This window comes from Pseudomonas sp. GM78 (assembly GCF_000282475.1).
In the GTDB taxonomy this organism is placed as follows: Bacteria; Pseudomonadota; Gammaproteobacteria; order Pseudomonadales; family Pseudomonadaceae; genus Aquipseudomonas.
Genome location: NZ_AKJF01000009.1, coordinates 13,499 through 29,836 on the forward strand (window position 1 = coordinate 13,499; position 16,338 = coordinate 29,836).

Below are 16,338 nucleotides of genomic sequence, written 5' to 3' on the forward strand. Positions count from 1 at the left end.
ATCCTGATGGGTGCGTCTGGAAAATTTGTCGGAGCATAAGCCGGACCTCGAAGGCGGGCAACATTGGTCGGCCGGTACTGTCTGGATCGGGGCTTTTACGTCAGAATCCGCTTCTGTTTCGAGATCGGTAGTGGTTTGCATGAGCTGCAACAGTCAGAAAATTCGCACGTTGCGCCAGCAGATTCCCTCGTTCGAGTGCGTCCCCGGCTGCCACGACTGCTGCGGCCCGGTAACGACCTCGCCGGAGGAAATGTCCCGCCTGCCACGCAAGAGCCGCGCCGAGCAGGATGCGGCGATGGATGAACTCAATTGCGTCCATCTGGGGCCGAACGGCTGCACGGTGTATGACGAGCGACCGCTGATCTGCCGGTTGTATGGCACCACCAAGACCTTGCCGTGCCCGAATGGGCGCGGGCCGGTGGAGTTGATTCATCCGAGTGTCGAGAAGCAGGTCTTTGAGTACATGGCCTCGAATCGGCAGGTGCTGGTTTAAAAGGTCTTCAATCCGGAATCGGCAGGCTCAAGCTCTCCTTCACCTCTTCCATCACGATATAGCTCTTGGATTCGCGCACATGCGGCAGCTTGAGCAGGATGTCGCCCAGCAGTTTGCGGTACGAGGCCATCTCGGAAATCCGCGCCTTCACCAGGTAATCGAAATCTCCTGACACCAGGTGGCACTCCAGGACGTGGGGCAGCTTCAGCACCGCACGCCGGAACTCTTCGAAGGTATCGCCGGACTTGTAATCGAGGCTGATCTCGACGAACACCAGGAGACTGCCCTTGAGGTGCTGCGGATTGAGCCGGGCGTTGTAGCCCATGATGATCCCTTCGCGCTCCAGGCGCCGCACCCGCTCGGTACAGGGCGTGGTCGAGAGTCCGACCTTTTCCCCAAGCTCGGTAAAGGATATGCGCCCGTCCGCTTGCAGGATCCGCAGGATGTTGCGGTCGATCTTGTCCAGCTCACGTTTGGTCTGAGTGTTGGTACGCATAGGGGATGCGCCTCCGTGAAAAGGGTTTTTGCCGAGAATTGTCGCCAAATATAGGCGCTTATATAGTGAAAAGCACTGGCAAATCTTTTTTACACTGCGCACATCCGAAGCTTTGAACAACAAACGTCAGCGGTTAGCCGCGATGAGGGAAATGAAAATGCGCGTTATGGTCTTGGGTAGCGGCGTCATCGGTACCACCAGTGCTTATTATCTGGCGCGTGCCGGGTTTGAAGTGGTGGTGGTGGACCGGCAGCCGGCTGCTGCCATGGAGACCAGTTTCGCCAACGCCGGGCAGGTCTCGCCGGGCTATGCCTCGCCGTGGGCCGCGCCGGGTGTGCCGCTCAAGGCCATCAAGTGGCTGCTGCAGCGCCATGCGCCTTTGGCGATCAAGGCCACTGCCGACATCGACCAGTACCTGTGGATGGCACAGATGCTGCGCAACTGCACCGCCAGCCGTTACGCGGTGAACAAGGAGCGCATGGTCCGCCTGTCCGAGTACAGCCGTGATTGTCTCGACGAACTGCGCGCCGAAACCGGTATCACCTACGAAGGCCGCAGCCTCGGTACCACACAACTGTTCCGCACCCAGGCCCAGCTCGACGGCGCCGCGAAAGACATCGCCGTGCTGAAAGAGTCCGGCGTGCCGTTCGAACTGCTCGACCGCGAAGGCATTGCCCGCGTCGAACCGGCCTTGGCCAGCGTCACCAACATCCTCGCCGGTGCCCTGCGTCTGCCGAACGACCAGACTGGCGACTGCCAGATGTTCACCACCAAGCTTGCCGAAATGGCCACTAACCTCGGTGTGCAATTCCGTTTCGGCCAGGACATCCAAAGCCTCGACTTCGCCGGTGATCGCATTAACGGCGTGTGGATCGACGGCAAGCTGGAAACCGCTGACCGCTACGTGCTGGCCCTCGGCAGCTACTCGCCGCAACTGCTCAAGCCGCTGGGCATCAAGGCGCCGGTGTATCCGCTCAAGGGTTACTCCCTGACCGTGCCGATCACCAACCCGGCGATGGCCCCGACTTCGACCATTCTCGACGAGACCTACAAGGTCGCGATCACCCGTTTCGACAACCGCATCCGCGTTGGCGGCATGGCGGAGATCGCCGGTTTTGACCTGTCGCTGAACCCGCGTCGGCGCGAAACCCTGGAGATGATCGTCAATGACCTTTATCCTCAGGGCGGCAACCTGGCCGAGGCCAGCTTCTGGACCGGCCTGCGTCCGACCACGCCGGACGGCACGCCGATTGTCGGCGCGACCCCGTTCAAGAACCTGTTCCTGAACACCGGTCACGGCACCCTCGGCTGGACTATGGCTTGTGGCTCCGGCCGCTTGCTGGCTGACCTGATGGCCAAGAGAAAGCCGCAGATCAGCGCCGAAGGCCTCGATATTTCCCGGTATGGCAGCAATCGTCAGGAGCCGGCAAAACATGGCAATCCAGCCCCGGCTCACCAGTGAGTTCACTGTAGTCGCGCTGCGATAGGCCACAACGCAAGATCCCTCTCCCGGTGCTACTGGCGGTTATCGCCGCCCGCAGCGCCGGTTTTTTTTAAACGACCGACCAGAAGTCTGCCGCCATGCGTCCTGCCCGTGCCCTGATCGACCTCCAAGCCCTGCGCAACAACTACCGACTCGCCCGTGAAGTCACGGGGGCCCGTGCCCTCGCGGTGATCAAGGCCGATGCCTATGGCCATGGGGCCGTGCGTTGTGCCCAGGCGCTGGAAGCCGAGGCGGATGGGTTCGCCGTGGCCTGCATCGAAGAGGCCCTGGAGTTGCGGGCGGCGGGCATTCGCGCGCCGGTATTGCTGCTGGAAGGTTTTTTCGAAGCCGATGAGCTGTCGCTGATCGTCGAGCATGATTTCTGGTGCGTGGTGCATTCGCTGTGGCAACTCGAGGCGATCGAGAAAGCCGCATTGAGCAAGCCGATCACGGTCTGGCTCAAGCTCGACTCGGGCATGCACCGGGTTGGTCTGCATCCGAAGGATTATCAGGCGGGCTATCAACGGCTGCTGGCCAGCGGCAAGGTCGCGAAGATCGTGCTGATGAGCCACTTCGCTCGTGCCGACGAATTGAACTGCCAGGCCAGTGCCGAGCAGGTCGCAGTCTTCGAAGAGGCGCGTCAGGGTTTGTCGGCCGAAGTCAGCCTGCGAAATTCCCCTGCGGTGCTCGGTTGGCCACAGATTCCAAGTGATTGGGTGCGCCCTGGCATCATGCTCTACGGCGCCACGCCGTTCGAGGAGGCCAACGCCGTGGCCTCGCGCCTGCAGCCGGTGATGACCCTTGAATCGAAGGTGATCAGCGTCCGTGAATTGCCAACCGGCGAGCCAATCGGCTATGGCGCCAAATTCATCACCCAGAAGCCGATGCGCGTTGGCGTAGTGGCCATGGGTTATGCCGATGGCTATCCGCGGTTGGCGCCGACCGGCACGCCAGTATTGGTCGCTGGGCAACGTAGCCAGTTGATCGGCCGGGTGTCGATGGACATGCTGTGCGTCGATCTGACTGATATTCCACAAGCGGGTCTGGGTTCGACCGTCGAGTTGTGGGGTAAAAACATCCTCGCCAGCGACGTGGCGATCGCCGCCGGCACGATTCCTTATCAGATCTTCTGCAACCTGCGCCGGGTGCCAATGCTCTATTCCGGTAGCTGACGCCGGGCGGTACGAACCGGAAGTCGCCTCGCCGAACAGGATTCAGGTCAAGGTGTTGTAAATACTGAACGCTGTCGCCATGATAACGCTCAATATTCCAACAACCTGAATCCCTGGAGGCTCCTGCATTGGACGTCGGTGAACGACTGCAATCAATCCGCAAGCTCAAAGGTCTTTCCCAGCGTGAGCTCGCCAAACGCGCGGGCGTCACCAACAGCACGATTTCGATGATCGAGAAGAACAGCGTCAGCCCCTCGATCAGTTCGCTGAGGAAGGTGTTGGGCGGGATTCCCATGTCCATGGTCGAGTTCTTTTCCGAAGAAATCCTGCAGGAAAAACCGACTCAGATCGTCTACAAAGCCAACGAGCTGATCGATATTTCCGATGGTGCAGTGACCATGAAACTGGTCGGCCGGGCACACCCGAGCCGCGCTATCGCATTCCTCAATGAAATCTACCCACCAGGCGCCGACACCGGTGACGAGATGCTCACCCATGAGGGCGAGGAAACCGGCATTTTGGTGGAAGGGCGACTGGAACTGGTGGTCGGGCTTGAAACATTTGTGCTCGAAGCCGGCGATAGCTACTACTTTGAAAGTACCAAGCCGCATCGTTTCCGTAATCCGTTCGATGCGCCGGCGCGACTAATCAGCGCAGCAACACCCGCGAACTTTTAAGGAAAGAGGCGCCCTGCCAGCATGGCCGAGGCACCCAAGACGTTTGACCGTTGCGCAACAAGACCCCTTCGACTTTGGGGTTGTTTCAGTGTCGCGGGCTTACCGCTATACTTGCGCCCGCCTGCGAACCGTGGCCGTAGGCGTGACTAGCCACCATTGAGGGTGAACGCGTGAATCTAATTATGAAAATGCTGGCCGCACCAGCAACCGTACTGGCCCTCTGGGCTGCCAGCGCTCAAGCTGCGACCAACGACGAAATCGCCAAGCGCCTTGAGCCAGTCGGCCAGGTCTGTGTCCAGGGCAAAGAGTGCAAGGGCATGGAAGTCGCTGCTGCGGCGGGCGGCGGCGGTGGTGCCAAGGCACCCAAGGATGTGATTGCCAAGCATTGCAATGCTTGCCACGGCACCGGCCTGCTGGGCGCGCCGAAGATCGGTGACAAAGCCGCGTGGAAAGAACGCGCCGATCACCAGGGCGGCCTCGACGGCATCCTGGCCAAAGCCATTACCGGTATCAACTCGATGCCGCCAAAAGGCACCTGCGCCGACTGCTCCGACGACGAGCTCAAGGGCGCCATCAAAGAGATGTCCGGCCTGTAACCGGTCCGCCTCTTTCGCGAAAAAGCCGCTTGCGAGCGGCTTTTTTGTGCCTGCAATTTGCCGCCCGAGGCTGTTCATTGCAGCAAAGACCCGGCAAGCTCGGTCCAACCCCACTTCATGGAATGTACGGGAGGATCGGATGGTGCAGCTGTGTTCTATCGAGCAAGCGGTCGATGAGGTGTTGGCGAGGTTGCCGGCGCATATCCACATGGGCCTGCCCTTGGGCCTGGGTAAACCCAACCCCTTCGTCAACGCGCTGTATCAACGTGTCGCGCAATTGCCGCAGCGGCAACTGACGATCTACACCGCCCTGTGCCTTGGTCGTCCCGCCTTGGGCGATGGATTGCAAAAGCGCTTTCTCGAGCCCTTTATCGAACGGGTCTTTGGCGATTATCCGGAACTGGATTTTCTCGCCGCCCTGCAGCGCGATAACCTGCCGGCCAACATTCACATCCAGCAGTTTTTCATGCAGCCGGGCAGCCTGCTCAACAGCGCCTCGGCCCAGCAGGATTACGTCAGCAGCAACTACAGCCATGCCGCCCGGGACATCAACGCCGCCGGGTTGAACCTGGTCGCGCAACGGGTGGCCAGCCATGCCGAACACCCCGATCGCCTGAGCCTGAGCTGCAACCCGGACATCACCCTCGACCTGCTGCCGATGATCGCCAGGCGCCGGGCGGCCGGGGAGACGATCCTGATGGTCGGCCAGGTGCACGACGATTTGCCCTACATGCCCGGTGACGCTGAAGTCGGCATCGACACCTTCGACCTGCTGATCGACGAGAAAGACAGCACCACGCTTTTTTCCACGCCGAACATGCCGGTGGGTTTGCAGGATCACTTCATTGGCCTGCACGCCAGTACGCTGGTGCGTGATGGCGGCACCCTGCAGATCGGCATCGGTTCCATGGGCGATGCGCTGACCGCTGCATTGCTGGCGCGTCAGGCCGACAACGACGCTTACCAGGCTTTGCTGAGCGACCTGGATCTCGGCCAATGGGCACGACTGATCGAGCGCGAGGGTGGCATCGAACCGTTCGCCAAGGGCCTGTACGGCTGTAGCGAAATGTTCGTCAACGGCTTGCTGGTGCTGGCCGATGCCGGGATCGTGCGGCGCAAGGTGTACCCGGATGTGCCGACCCAGCAGCAAGCGAATGCCGGCACCCTCGACGAAGCGGCGCAAACCGACGGCATTTCGGTGCATGGCGGCTTCTTCCTCGGCCCGCGTAGTTTCTATCAGCGCCTGCGCGAGTTGCCGCAGAGCAAGCGGCTCGAATTCAACATGACCCGCATCAGCTACATCAATGAGCTGTACGGGCAGGAAGAGCTCAAGCGCCTGCAGCGGCTCGACGCACGATTTATCAATACCGCGTTTACCGTAACCCTGCTAGGCGCCGGTGTGGCAGATCAGCTGGAGGACGGTCGCGTGCTCAGCGGTGTAGGCGGGCAGTACAACTTCGTTGCCCAGGGGCATGCGCTGGAAGGCGCACGGTCGGTGTTGCTGCTGCGTAGTTGGCGGGAGTCGGGCGGTGACGTCAGCTCCAACATTGTCTGGGAGTACGGTCATTGCACCATCCCGCGACACCTGCGCGACATCGTGGTCACCGAGTACGGCATCGCCGATCTTCGCGGCAAGACGGACGCGGCGGTGATCGAGGCCCTTTTGAACATCAGCGACTCGCGTTTTCAGCCGGGCTTGATCGAGCAGGCACAGAAGGTTGGCAAGTTGCCGAAGGGTTTCCATCTGGATCCGCGTTTCACCGACAACACACCACAGCGCTTGCAGGCGATTCAGGCGCGGCATTCGCCGTTGTTTCCGGAGTATCCGCTGGGTTGTGATTTCACGGAGGTGGAGCGGGATGTGTTGCGGGCGCTGAACTGGTTGAAGAGCAAGTTCAAGCTGAGCGAAGTGCTGGAGCTGGGCAAGGCTGCGCTGGATGCACCGGAGCCTTCTTCGTATCCGGAACATCTGGAGCGCATGCAACTGACCAGCCCGGATGGTTTGAAAGAAGACCTGTTTCAGCGGTTGCTGCTAACCGGCCTGAAGGCCACCGCGCAATAACGCCAACACCCAAAACAACTGTGGGAGCCAGCCTGCTGGCGATTGCTATCTGCCAGTCAGGAAGATGTTGACTGACACAACGCCATCGCCAGCAGGCTGGCTCCCACAGGGGGTTATTCGATGAAGGTTACAACGCCATCCTTCAGCGATTGCACCCGCGCCAGCGACTCAACACGATAACCCTGGGCATCGAGCTCCGCACGACCGCCCTGGAACGACTTCTCGATCACGATCCCCAGGCCGGCCACGGTGGCGCCGGCTTGCTTGATGATCGAGATCAGCGCCTGGGACGCCTTACCGTTAGCCAGGAAGTCATCGATGATCAGCACGCGGTCGCTGCTGGTCAGGTGGCGCGGAGAAATCGCCACGGTGCTTTCTGTCTGCTTGGTGAACGAGTAAACGGTCGCCGACAGCAGGTTTTCAGTCAGGGTCAGGGATTGATGCTTGCGAGCGAAAATCACCGGCACACCAAGGTTCAGGCCAGTCATGATCGCCGGCGCAATGCCCGATGCTTCAATGGTGACGATCTTGGTGATGCCCGAATCCTTGAACAGCGTGGCGAATTCATCGCCGATCAGCTTCATCAGGGCCGGGTCGATCTGGTGGTTCAGAAAGGCGTCGACTTTCAGGACCTGATCGGAAAGCACGATGCCTTCTTCGCGGATTTTCTTGTGCAGGGCTTCCATGAAGCTGTCCTCTTTTGGCGCCTTTTGCGCCGAAGGTCTAAATAAAGTGGTCAATTCTAGCGCTTTAACATCGCGCGTATATCCGCCAATGCGCTATTGCCACGCACGGCTTTGACTTCGGTCGGTGTGTCGTCGTTGCCTTCCCAGGCCAGGTCGTCCGGCGGCAGTTCATCGAGGAAGCGGCTCGGTGCGCAGTCGATGATCTCGCCGTATTGCTTGCGCTTGGCGGCAAAGGTGAAGGCCAGGGTCTGACGTGCGCGGGTAATGCCCACGTAGGCCAGGCGGCGCTCCTCTTCGATGGTGTCGGCTTCGATGCTGGAGCGGTGCGGAAGGATTTCCTCTTCCATGCCCATGATGAACACGTAGGGGAATTCCAGGCCCTTGGAGGCGTGCAAGGTCATCATCTGCACGCCTTCGGCACCTTCTTCCTCTTCCTGCTGGCGCTCGAGCATATCGCGCAGCACCAGTTTGCCAATGGCGTCCTCGACGGTCATCTCACCTTCTTCATCCTTCTCGAGCGTGTTTTTCAACGCTTCGATCAGGAACCACACGTTGCCCATGCGGTAATCGGCGGCCTTGTCGCTGGAGCTGTTGGTGCGCAGCCAGTTCTCGTAGTCGATGTCCATGACCATGCTGCGCAGGGCCGAGATCGGGTCTTCGCCGGCGCACTGCTCGCGAACCTTGTCCATGAACCGCTTGAAGCGTGACAGGCGATCGGTGAAGCGGCTGTCCAGATGCTCGCCCAGGCCGATCTCGTCGGTGGCGGCATACATCGAGATTTTTCGCTCGGTGGCGTAGTTGCCCAGTTTCTCCAACGTAGTCGAACCGATCTCGCGCCGTGGGACGTTGATCACGCGCAGGAAGGCGTTGTCGTCGTCCGGGTTCACGATCAGGCGGAAGTAGGCCATCAGGTCTTTCACTTCCTGGCGCCCGAAGAAGCTGTTGCCGCCGGACAGGCGATAGGGAACCTGATGATGCTGCAACTTCAGTTCGATCAACTTGGCCTGATAGTTACCCCGGTACAGGATCGCGAAATCGCTGTAAGGCCGGTCGGTGCGCAAGTGCAGGCTGAGGATTTCCACGGCCACGCGCTCGGCTTCGGCGTCTTCGTTGCGGCAGCGGATCACCCGGATCTCGTCGCCGTGGCCCATTTCACTCCACAGCTGCTTTTCGAATTCGTGGGGGTTGTTCGAAATCAGTACGTTGGCACAGCGCAGGATGCGGCTGGTGGAGCGGTAGTTCTGCTCCAGCATCACCACTTTCAGGGACGGATAGTCGTCCTTGAGCAGCATCAGGTTTTCCGGCCGGGCGCCGCGCCAGGCGTAGATCGACTGGTCGTCGTCGCCTACCACGGTGAACTGATTGCGTTTGCCGATCAGCATCTTCACCAGCAAGTACTGGCTGGCGTTAGTGTCCTGGTATTCGTCCACCAGCAGGTAACGCACCTTGTTCTGCCACTTTTCCAGAATGTCGGCGTGCTCTTCGAACAGCTTCACCGGCAGCAGGATCAGGTCGTCGAAGTCCACTGCGTTGAACGCCTTGAGCGTGCGCTGGTAGTGGGTGTAGACGATGGCGGCAGTCTGCTCCTTGGGGTTGCGCGCGTTTTCCAGGGCCTGGGCCGGCAGGATCAGGTCGTTTTTCCAGGCGCCGATCATGTTCTTGATCTCGTCGACGCCGTCGTCGCCCGAGTATTCCTTCTGCATGATGTCGGTCATCAGGGCCTTGACGTCGGTCTCGTCGAAAATCGAGAAACCGGGTTTGTAGCCCAGCCGCACGTGTTCCTTGCGGATGATGTTCAGGCCCAGGTTATGGAAAGTGCAGACCGTCAGGCCGCGGCCTTCACCGGCGCGCAGCAGGGTGCCGACCCGCTCCTTCATCTCGCGCGCGGCCTTGTTGGTGAAGGTCATGGCGACGATGTACTGGGCGCGGATGCCGCAGTTCTGGATCAGGTGGGCAATCTTTCGGGTGATCACGCTGGTCTTGCCGGAGCCTGCACCGGCGAGCACCAAAAGAGGGCCGCCGACGTAGCTCACGGCTTCTTGCTGCCGGGGATTGAGTCGGGACATAGGTAAATTCAGGAGTCAGTCACGAAATGGGCCGGCATTTTAACAGGCTCAGCGAATTGTGCTGCTCTCTCCGACTTGTGACGTATAACGCGATCTGTATTTGCCGGTTTTGTTACTTTCACGCAGGATGCACAACAAAATCGCGTCTAATGTTCGTAATTCCGGATACAAAGGCCTCGGATGTCCATTGGTCATCAGGGATCGGCGCGGCATAATGCCGGCGCCTACATCTTTGCAGAGTCTAGGGAGCTAGCTTGTCTACGCCTGTCGAACCCTTGCGTTTGCTGCTATTGGCCGAAGAGCCAGCGTGGGCAGCGTTGTTGCGCGAGTGTCTGGCTCCGATGGGGAGCTCGGCCGTGCTCATCAGCGCGCCGAGCTGGGAGTCGGTCAGCAGTCTGTTCGAAGACAGCCGCAGTGCGGTGTTGTTGACGATCCCGGCTCTCCAGCCGGCGCCGGGCCGTTGCTGCCTGCCGACGGTGTTGCTGCTCGAGCATGAGCCCCTGATCCCGCCCGATGGCGTCAGCGACTGGCTGGTACGCGATCATCTCGACCCGGGCATGCTGCGCCGTTGCCTGCGCCATGTGCGTGAACGCGGCTTGCTGGAAAACACCCTGCAACGCCTGGCCGAGCAAGATCCGCTGACCGGCATCGCCAACCGCCAGGGTTTCCAGACCCTGCTCACGGCACGGCTGGCGGAAAACGACGGACGCGGCCTGGCCCTCGGTCATCTTGACCTCGACAACTTCCGTTACGCCAACGATGCCCTTGGCCACCAGGCCGGTGACCGCCTGATTCTGCAGGTGGTCGCGCGGCTCAAAGGCCAGCTCGAAGCCGGCGATCAACTGGCGCGACTGGGCAGCGACGAGTTCGCCTTGCTGATCGACACCCGCCGCGCGCCTCAACGCGCGGAATGGATGGCCGAGCGCATCACCGAAGCGCTGGCCGAGCCTTATTGGGTCGACGGCGAAAGCCTGCTGATCGGCTCCAGCCTGGGCATTGCCCATGCACGGGCCCAGGCGGGCGCCGACCCGTTGATGTGGCACGCGCATATCGCCATGCAGCAGGCCAAGAGCACCCAGGGCTGTACGTTTCATATTTTCAACGAACGCATCAACCGCAATGCCCGCAGCGTCGCCGACCTTGAGACCGAACTGCGCCGGGCCTTGCGTCGCGATGAGCTGGAGTTGCATTACCAGCCCCGGATGAACCTTGAAGACGGGCAAATCGTCGGCCTCGAAGCCTTGGTGCGCTGGCGTCATGCCGAGCGCGGCTTGCTGCCACCGAGCGAGTTCGTGCCGCTGGCCGAGCAGAGCGGTTTGATCGTGCCGCTGGGTTACTGGGTCATTTCCCGGGCCTTGCGCGATATGCAGGCGTTGCTTGAACTCGGTTTGCCGCCGTTGCACATGGCGATCAACCTGTCGTTCCGGCAGTTTCAGGACAGCCAGTTGCTCTCGACCCTGAGCCGGTTGATCAGCGAGCGCGGTGTCGAAGCGCAATGGCTGGAATTCGAACTGACCGAAACCGCGGTCATGCGCCGCAGCGACCTGGTCAAGCAGACCATGGATGCCCTTGGGCGCCTGGGTGTGCGCTTCTCCCTCGATGACTTCGGTACCGGCTTTTCATCCTTCGTGCACCTCAACAGCCTTCCAATCACGTTGCTGAAGATCGACAAGAGTTTTGTCGGCGGCATGGAGCAGCGCCAGGAAAACCGCCAACTGGTGCATGCGATGATCAACCTGGCGCACAACCTCAACCTGGAAGTGGTTGCCGAGGGCGTGGAAACACCTGAGCAACTGGAGCTGTTGCGCGGGTTCAATTGCGATCAGGTGCAGGGGTATTTGATCAGCAAGCCGTTGCCGTTGGCGGATCTGGTGGAATACCTGATGTTTGACGGCAATCAGCAGGCGCCGCTGGAAATCGTCGTTTAAACGCGAAACCTGTAGGAGCGTGGCTTGCCCGCGAAGGCCGTTACACCGTGTATCAGTAACACCGAGTAATGCCATTCGCGGGCAAGTCGGAACGCCGCCCGCTCGCTCCTACAGGGCTAGGCGGCCTCGAAACTGTGTGCCGTCGCAGGCTCCCGCCGAATCATCCGCTTCATCTTCCACTCAAACGCCAGCGTCAGGGCCACCGCCGCGAATGCCAGCCCCAGCGCCAGGCCCCACCAGACGCCCGTTGGCCCCCAGTCCAGGTGGAACGCCATCCACCAGGCGGCCGGGGCGCCAATCAACCAATAGCAACCCAGGCCGACGAGGAACGTGGTCTTGGCGTCCTTGAGCCCGCGAATGCAGCCCATGGCAATGGTTTGCACGCCGTCGAACAACTCGAACCAGGCCGCCACCGCCAGCAAGCTCACGGCGAGGTTGATGACATCGGCAAACGCCGGGTCGTTGTGGTCGAGGAACAGGCCGACCAACGGGTTTGGCAACAGCCAGAAGACCATGGCGAAACACAGCATCGCCGCCGCTCCGAAGGCAATGCCGACCCGTCCGGCCAGCCGTGCGTCCAGTAACTGCCCGGCACCGTAATGCTGACCGATGCGCATGGTGATCGCGTAGGAAATCCCCGCAGGCACCATGAACGCCACCGAGACGATTTGCAGGGCGATCTGGTGTGCCCCCAGTTGCGTGCTGCCCATGGTGCCCATGCACAACGCAGCGAAGGCAAACAGCCCGACCTCCACGGCGTAGGTGCCGCCAATCGGCAGGCCCAGGCGCCACAGTTCCTTCAGATACTTGCGGTTGAGCCGCGACAAGCCTTGGCGCAGTGGATAGGCGTCGTAGGCCGGGTGCCGGCGAATGTGCCACGCCAGCGCCAGGGCCATCAGGTTGGCGACAATCGCCGTGACCAGGCCGATACCCATCAGCCCCAGTTTCGGCAAGCCAAACATCCCGGTGATCAACGCGTAATTCAGCAGGAAGTTGGCGACGGTACCGCCCAGGCTGATGACCATGACCGGCGTTGCCCGGCCGATGGCGCTGGTAAAGCCACGCAGGGCCATGAAGCTCAGGTAGCCGGGCAGGGCGAACGGCAGGAAGATCAGGAACTGACCGGCCGACTGGACGTTGCTTTCGGTCTGGCCGAACAGCAGCAGTACCGGCTTGAGGTTCCACAGCAGCAGGCCGGCGCCCAGCGCCATCAACCATGCCAGCCACAGCCCGGCCTGGGTCAACCGGGTGGCGCCGAGAATATCGCCGGCACCCTGGCGGATGGCCACCAGCGTACCGACCGCAGCGATCACGCCGATGCAGAAAATCGACACGAACGAATAGGTCGCCGCGCCGAGTCCACCACCGGCCAGTGCCTCGGGACTCAGGCGCGCCATCATCAGGGTGTCGGTGAGGACCATCAGCATGTGCGCCAACTGCGAGGCGATCAACGGCCCCGCCAGCCGCAGGATGGCCCAGAGTTCAATACGCGCTGGATGCTGCATGGTCATCACGCTCGTTTATCAAAGAGAACTGGAAAGCGTCGATTCTCGGCGCTCTACGGCGATTGCACAAAGGGATAAAAAGGATGGGTAGCATGATTCAAACTCATGCTGGAGAGTTTCTGCTAGGGTATTCAAAATTGCTGTAGGAGCTTTCCTGATGTCCCGTCGTCTTCCTCCTTTATATGCCCTGCGCGCATTCGAAGCGGCGGCGCGGTACACGTCGTTTACCCGGGCCGCGGAAGAACTGTCGATTACCCAAAGTGCAGTCAGTCGGCATATTCGTACCCTCGAAGAGCATTTTGCCTGCCGCCTGTTTCACCGCAGTGGTCGTAATCTGCAGCTGACCGAATCGGCGCGGTTGATCCTGCCGGGCATTCGTGACGGTTTCACCGCCCTGGAGCGCGCCTGCAATACCTTGCGCGCCGAAGACGACATCCTGCGCATGAAAGCCCCGTCGACCTTGACTATGCGCTGGTTGCTGGCGCGGCTCAGCCGTTTTCGGCACCTTCAACCGGGCAATGAAGTACAGCTGACCAGCGCCTGGATGGACATCGACTCGGTGGACTTCAACCAGGAACCGTTCGATTGCGCCGTGATCCTCAGCAACGGGCATTTCCCGCCGGACTGGGAGGCTACGTTGTTATTTCCAGAGGAACTGATTCCGGTGGGCGCGCCTAACCTTCTGAACGATCAGCCTTGGGACGTCGCCCGCCTGGCCAGCACCGAACTGCTCCACCCAACGCCTGACCGTCGCGACTGGCGCAGTTGGCTGGAGCGCATGGGCCTGACCGATCAAGTTTCACTCAAGGGCGGCCAGGTGTTCGACACGCTAGAGCTGGGGATGATCGCCGCCGCCCGAGGCTATGGGGTGTCCATGGGTGATTTGTTGATGGTGGCTGAGGACGTTGCGCAAGGGCGTCTGAGCTTGCCGTGGCCGACGGCGGTCGCCAGCGGTGAGAATTATTACCTGGTCTGGCCCAAAACCCGCCCCGGAGGCGAGCGTTTGCGCCGCCTCAGCGTTTTCCTTCTGGGCGAGGTTCGGGCCATGGAGCTACCGGCGGTCGAGCACCTGGGTCACCTCAATTCAGCATCACGCTAATTGCATTTGGCATTGCTGGAGACTTCCTTGCTCGCCTGTTTCAACAGGTTACCCAGCTCAGCCGCATTGGTGCTGTTGTAAATCCGACCTCCGGTGTTTTCCGCGATACAGCGTGACGGGCCGCCAGCACCGATTTTCACCACGTTGACCCGAAGGCGCGGTTGTTCCCTGGCGATTCGACGGGAAACCGCGCAAACGTCCTGCCCGCAACCGTCTTCGCCGTCGACAAACATCACGATGACCGCATCGTTATTGCGCCCGTCGACGGTACTCGCCGCATGGGCCAGGCTGTCGGCCAGCGGTGTGCCGTCGTCGGGCACCAGGCCTCGAATCCCGTTGATCAGCCGCGGGCGGTCGCCGAACTTATATATACCCCGGTCGGGTGTTCTTTCGCAGCCGGCGAAGGTGATCAGGCGTGTGTCGATCTTCGGGTCCAGCCCGTTGATCATGCCGGCCAGCGATTCCTTGGCGACGTCCATGCGGCTGGGTCTGGCGGTGAGCCGCATGGTGCGGTTCGGGTCCAGGAGCTTGTTGAGGTCAGGACCGTAGAACCAGTCCTCGTCGGCTTTCACTGCCTTGATGTTCAAATCCATCGAGCCTGAAGTGTCGAGCACCACCACGAACTGCGGGACCTCTGACTTCGGCGCCGTTTTGCGGCATGCGAAGTTGTCCAGCGTCGGGGCGGGTGGCGGGGCCGCCACTTCCGGTTTGGGTGGTGGAACCGGTTTGGGTGGCGGGGTCGGCTTGGGTTCCGGTGCAGGAGCGGGTGCCGGTTTGGGTGGCGGGACCGGCTTGGGTTCCGGTACCGGTACCGGTTCTGGCGTGGGTTCTGGTGGCGGAACAGGTTTCGGTTCCGGTTCCACGACTGGCGCGGGAACAGGCTCAACCGGCTTCTCAACGGGCTTCTCAACGGGCTTCTCAACCGGTTTCTCAGCTGGCGTAACCACCGGCGCTACAGGCGGAACCACGACAACCGGCTCACGGTGCAGGAACCACCAGAGCCACAGCGCCAGAAGCAGCAACAGCAGCGCGAGCAAGGCCGCCGCGAGCCACCAGCCACGCCGCGACGGTGGTACGACCGGTGCCACCGGAATCACCGGTGGCACGATCGGTTTGGGTGGACGCTGGTTCCAGCGCACCACCAAAGGCTCACCGTTGAGGCTGTAGAGTTTGTCCAGCTCAGGCGTGCCGAGCAGGCTGCGCAGGTCCTCCGCTTCCGTCGCTTGACCGCGTTTTTGCAGTTCATCCGCCAGCTGTCCGAGGGACGTCTGACGCACCTCATAGGTTTGCAGCAAACGTCGTTGCGCGTCCTCGTTGAGATCGGCATAAGGCGTGGGTTGGCCGCCCAGTTCGGTCCACCATTCCAGAACGTCGCCACTGCCCATCCGCGGGATGGCAAACAGGCTGGCGACGGTCGGCGGAAAGTGTTTCTGGATGAGGGCGACTTTGGCTTGCAGTGCACTCATCCCCTCCGATGTGGCTTGCGCATCCCTGATGACCCGCTGCATGACGACGATTCCTGAAAAAGTGCAGGCATCCGTCGGGATGCCCTGCGGGGTGAAAAGTTACTCTTCGTAGCCGAGGCTGAATTGCAGCTGATTGACCTTCTTCTGCAACGATTTCAGCTCTTGCTGCCTGGCCGCCAGTGCCGCTGGCGATGCTTTGGCCGTTGGCGCCACTTGCGTAGCCTTGAGCTGCTTCTCGAGGTCGGCAATCTGCTTCTGCACCTGGGCTTCATTGCCACGCCGGGCCTTGAGCGAGTTCAGCAATTGCGTCAGCGACTGATTCAGCGCCGCCTGGGATTTCTGCTGGCTGGCCAGATCGGCCTTGGTGCTGAGCTGCTGGGCCTGAATGTTCTCGTACACCTGACGGAACATTGCGTTTTGCTTTCGGGACTCGCTCAGGGCCACTTCCTTCTGCTTGACCTGATCGCTGTAACCACCGGAATAGTCGCAGTTCATCTTGGTCAGCATGCTGCTGTCGCGATTGGTTGCATCGCACTCGCCCGGCGTGGTCGCACAGCCGCTCAGGGCCAGGACGGCAGTGATGACCATCAGTTGTCGTAGCGTCATGTG

The 16,338-nt window shown here is 61.0% G+C and carries 14 protein-coding genes; 8 read left to right on the top strand and 6 right to left on the bottom strand.

The genetic code is table 11. The annotated features are described in order from the left end of the window. Nucleotides 1-139: 139 nt before the first annotated feature. On the top strand, nt 140-493 hold the full coding sequence (locus PMI35_RS30990) for a YkgJ family cysteine cluster protein (protein WP_008054615.1): 354 nt from the start codon (nt 140-142) through the stop codon (nt 491-493). A 7-nt stretch (nt 494-500) separates the two neighbouring features. On the opposite strand, the gene PMI35_RS30985 is transcribed toward PMI35_RS30990, so the two are convergent. Continuing rightward, complete coding sequence (locus PMI35_RS30985; protein ID WP_003177284.1) at nt 501-989, bottom strand: Lrp/AsnC ligand binding domain-containing protein; 489 nt, start codon at nt 987-989, stop codon at nt 501-503. A 157-nt stretch (nt 990-1,146) separates the two neighbouring features. On the opposite strand from PMI35_RS30985, the gene dadA reads away from it, so the two are divergent. The 5 genes from dadA to PMI35_RS30960 all read left to right on the top strand — a co-directional run bounded on the left by dadA (nt 1,147) and on the right by PMI35_RS30960 (nt 6,979). Further along, nucleotides 1,147-2,451 carry a D-amino acid dehydrogenase gene (dadA, locus tag PMI35_RS30980; protein ID WP_008054616.1) on the top strand — a complete coding sequence of 435 codons (1,305 nt, stop codon included), beginning with the start codon at nt 1,147-1,149 and terminating at the stop codon, nt 2,449-2,451. A gap of 119 nt (nt 2,452-2,570) precedes the next feature. Next, entirely contained in the window at nt 2,571-3,644 is a 1,074-nt protein-coding gene (gene alr, locus PMI35_RS30975; RefSeq protein WP_008054617.1) for an alanine racemase, read from the top strand. Between the two features lie 128 nt (nt 3,645-3,772). Beyond that, nucleotides 3,773-4,321 (top strand): cupin domain-containing protein, encoded by a 549-nt coding sequence (locus PMI35_RS30970; RefSeq protein ID WP_007947433.1) that lies wholly within the window; start codon nt 3,773-3,775, stop codon nt 4,319-4,321. A gap of 182 nt (nt 4,322-4,503) precedes the next feature. Continuing rightward, complete coding sequence (locus PMI35_RS30965) at nt 4,504-4,917, top strand: c-type cytochrome (RefSeq protein WP_032831249.1); 414 nt, start codon at nt 4,504-4,506, stop codon at nt 4,915-4,917. Between the two features lie 139 nt (nt 4,918-5,056). Then, on the top strand, nt 5,057-6,979 hold the full coding sequence (locus PMI35_RS30960) for an acetyl-CoA hydrolase/transferase C-terminal domain-containing protein (protein WP_008054619.1): 1,923 nt from the start codon (nt 5,057-5,059) through the stop codon (nt 6,977-6,979). A 113-nt stretch (nt 6,980-7,092) separates the two neighbouring features. Here PMI35_RS30960 and PMI35_RS30955 read toward each other — a convergent pair whose 3' ends face one another. Both PMI35_RS30955 and rep read right to left on the bottom strand, forming a co-directional pair. Next, a complete protein-coding gene (locus tag PMI35_RS30955) occupies nt 7,093-7,665 on the bottom strand; it encodes a xanthine phosphoribosyltransferase (protein ID WP_007934646.1) in 573 nt (190 codons plus the stop codon). A gap of 56 nt (nt 7,666-7,721) precedes the next feature. Further along, nucleotides 7,722-9,731 carry a DNA helicase Rep gene (rep, locus tag PMI35_RS30950; RefSeq protein WP_008054626.1) on the bottom strand — a complete coding sequence of 670 codons (2,010 nt, stop codon included), beginning with the start codon at nt 9,729-9,731 and terminating at the stop codon, nt 7,722-7,724. 254 nt (nt 9,732-9,985) lie between these two features. Here rep and PMI35_RS30945 point away from each other — a divergent pair, with 254 nt between their 5' ends. Continuing rightward, nucleotides 9,986-11,659, top strand: coding sequence for a putative bifunctional diguanylate cyclase/phosphodiesterase (locus tag PMI35_RS30945; protein WP_008054628.1), 1,674 nt, complete (start codon nt 9,986-9,988; stop codon nt 11,657-11,659). A gap of 116 nt (nt 11,660-11,775) precedes the next feature. On the opposite strand, the gene PMI35_RS30940 is transcribed toward PMI35_RS30945, so the two are convergent. Next, nucleotides 11,776-13,164 carry a NorM family multidrug efflux MATE transporter gene (locus tag PMI35_RS30940; protein ID WP_008054629.1) on the bottom strand — a complete coding sequence of 463 codons (1,389 nt, stop codon included), beginning with the start codon at nt 13,162-13,164 and terminating at the stop codon, nt 11,776-11,778. Between the two features lie 157 nt (nt 13,165-13,321). Between PMI35_RS30940 and PMI35_RS30935 the strand changes: the two genes are divergently transcribed. After that, the gene (locus PMI35_RS30935) at nt 13,322-14,263 is read left to right on the top strand and encodes a LysR substrate-binding domain-containing protein (RefSeq protein ID WP_008054630.1); all 942 of its coding nucleotides are present in this window, start codon (nt 13,322-13,324) and stop codon (nt 14,261-14,263) included. Here the strand turns inward: PMI35_RS30935 and PMI35_RS30930 are convergent. Together PMI35_RS30930 and PMI35_RS30925 are read right to left on the bottom strand one after the other, a co-directional pair. Continuing rightward, nucleotides 14,260-15,771, bottom strand: a complete 1,512-nt coding sequence (locus PMI35_RS30930; protein WP_008054631.1) for a vWA domain-containing protein — start codon at nt 15,769-15,771, stop codon at nt 14,260-14,262. The genes PMI35_RS30935 and PMI35_RS30930 overlap by 4 nt on opposite strands. 57 nt (nt 15,772-15,828) lie before the next feature. Next, nucleotides 15,829-16,335: a hypothetical protein gene (locus PMI35_RS30925; protein ID WP_008054632.1), complete on the bottom strand. Its 507-nt coding sequence runs from the start codon at nt 16,333-16,335 to the stop codon at nt 15,829-15,831. Between the last annotated feature and the right edge of the window lie 3 nt (nt 16,336-16,338).

Bases quoted from the DNA above. Each gene is read 5' to 3' on its own strand.
- PMI35_RS30990 (WP_008054615.1), top strand. From the start codon at position 140: ATGAGCTGCAACAGTCAGAAAATTCGCACGTTGCGCCAGCAGATTCCC.
- PMI35_RS30985 (WP_003177284.1), bottom strand. From the start codon at position 989: ATGCGTACCAACACTCAGACCAAACGTGAGCTGGACAAGATCGACCGC.
- dadA (WP_008054616.1), top strand. From the start codon at position 1,147: ATGCGCGTTATGGTCTTGGGTAGCGGCGTCATCGGTACCACCAGTGCT.
- alr (WP_008054617.1), top strand. From the start codon at position 2,571: ATGCGTCCTGCCCGTGCCCTGATCGACCTCCAAGCCCTGCGCAACAAC.
- PMI35_RS30965 (WP_032831249.1), top strand. From the start codon at position 4,504: ATGAAAATGCTGGCCGCACCAGCAACCGTACTGGCCCTCTGGGCTGCC.
- PMI35_RS30960 (WP_008054619.1), top strand. From the start codon at position 5,057: ATGGTGCAGCTGTGTTCTATCGAGCAAGCGGTCGATGAGGTGTTGGCG.
- PMI35_RS30955 (WP_007934646.1), bottom strand. From the start codon at position 7,665: ATGGAAGCCCTGCACAAGAAAATCCGCGAAGAAGGCATCGTGCTTTCC.
- rep (WP_008054626.1), bottom strand. From the start codon at position 9,731: ATGTCCCGACTCAATCCCCGGCAGCAAGAAGCCGTGAGCTACGTCGGC.
- PMI35_RS30940 (WP_008054629.1), bottom strand. From the start codon at position 13,164: ATGCAGCATCCAGCGCGTATTGAACTCTGGGCCATCCTGCGGCTGGCG.
- PMI35_RS30935 (WP_008054630.1), top strand. From the start codon at position 13,322: ATGTCCCGTCGTCTTCCTCCTTTATATGCCCTGCGCGCATTCGAAGCG.
- PMI35_RS30930 (WP_008054631.1), bottom strand. From the start codon at position 15,771: ATGCAGCGGGTCATCAGGGATGCGCAAGCCACATCGGAGGGGATGAGT.
- PMI35_RS30925 (WP_008054632.1), bottom strand. From the start codon at position 16,335: ATGACGCTACGACAACTGATGGTCATCACTGCCGTCCTGGCCCTGAGC.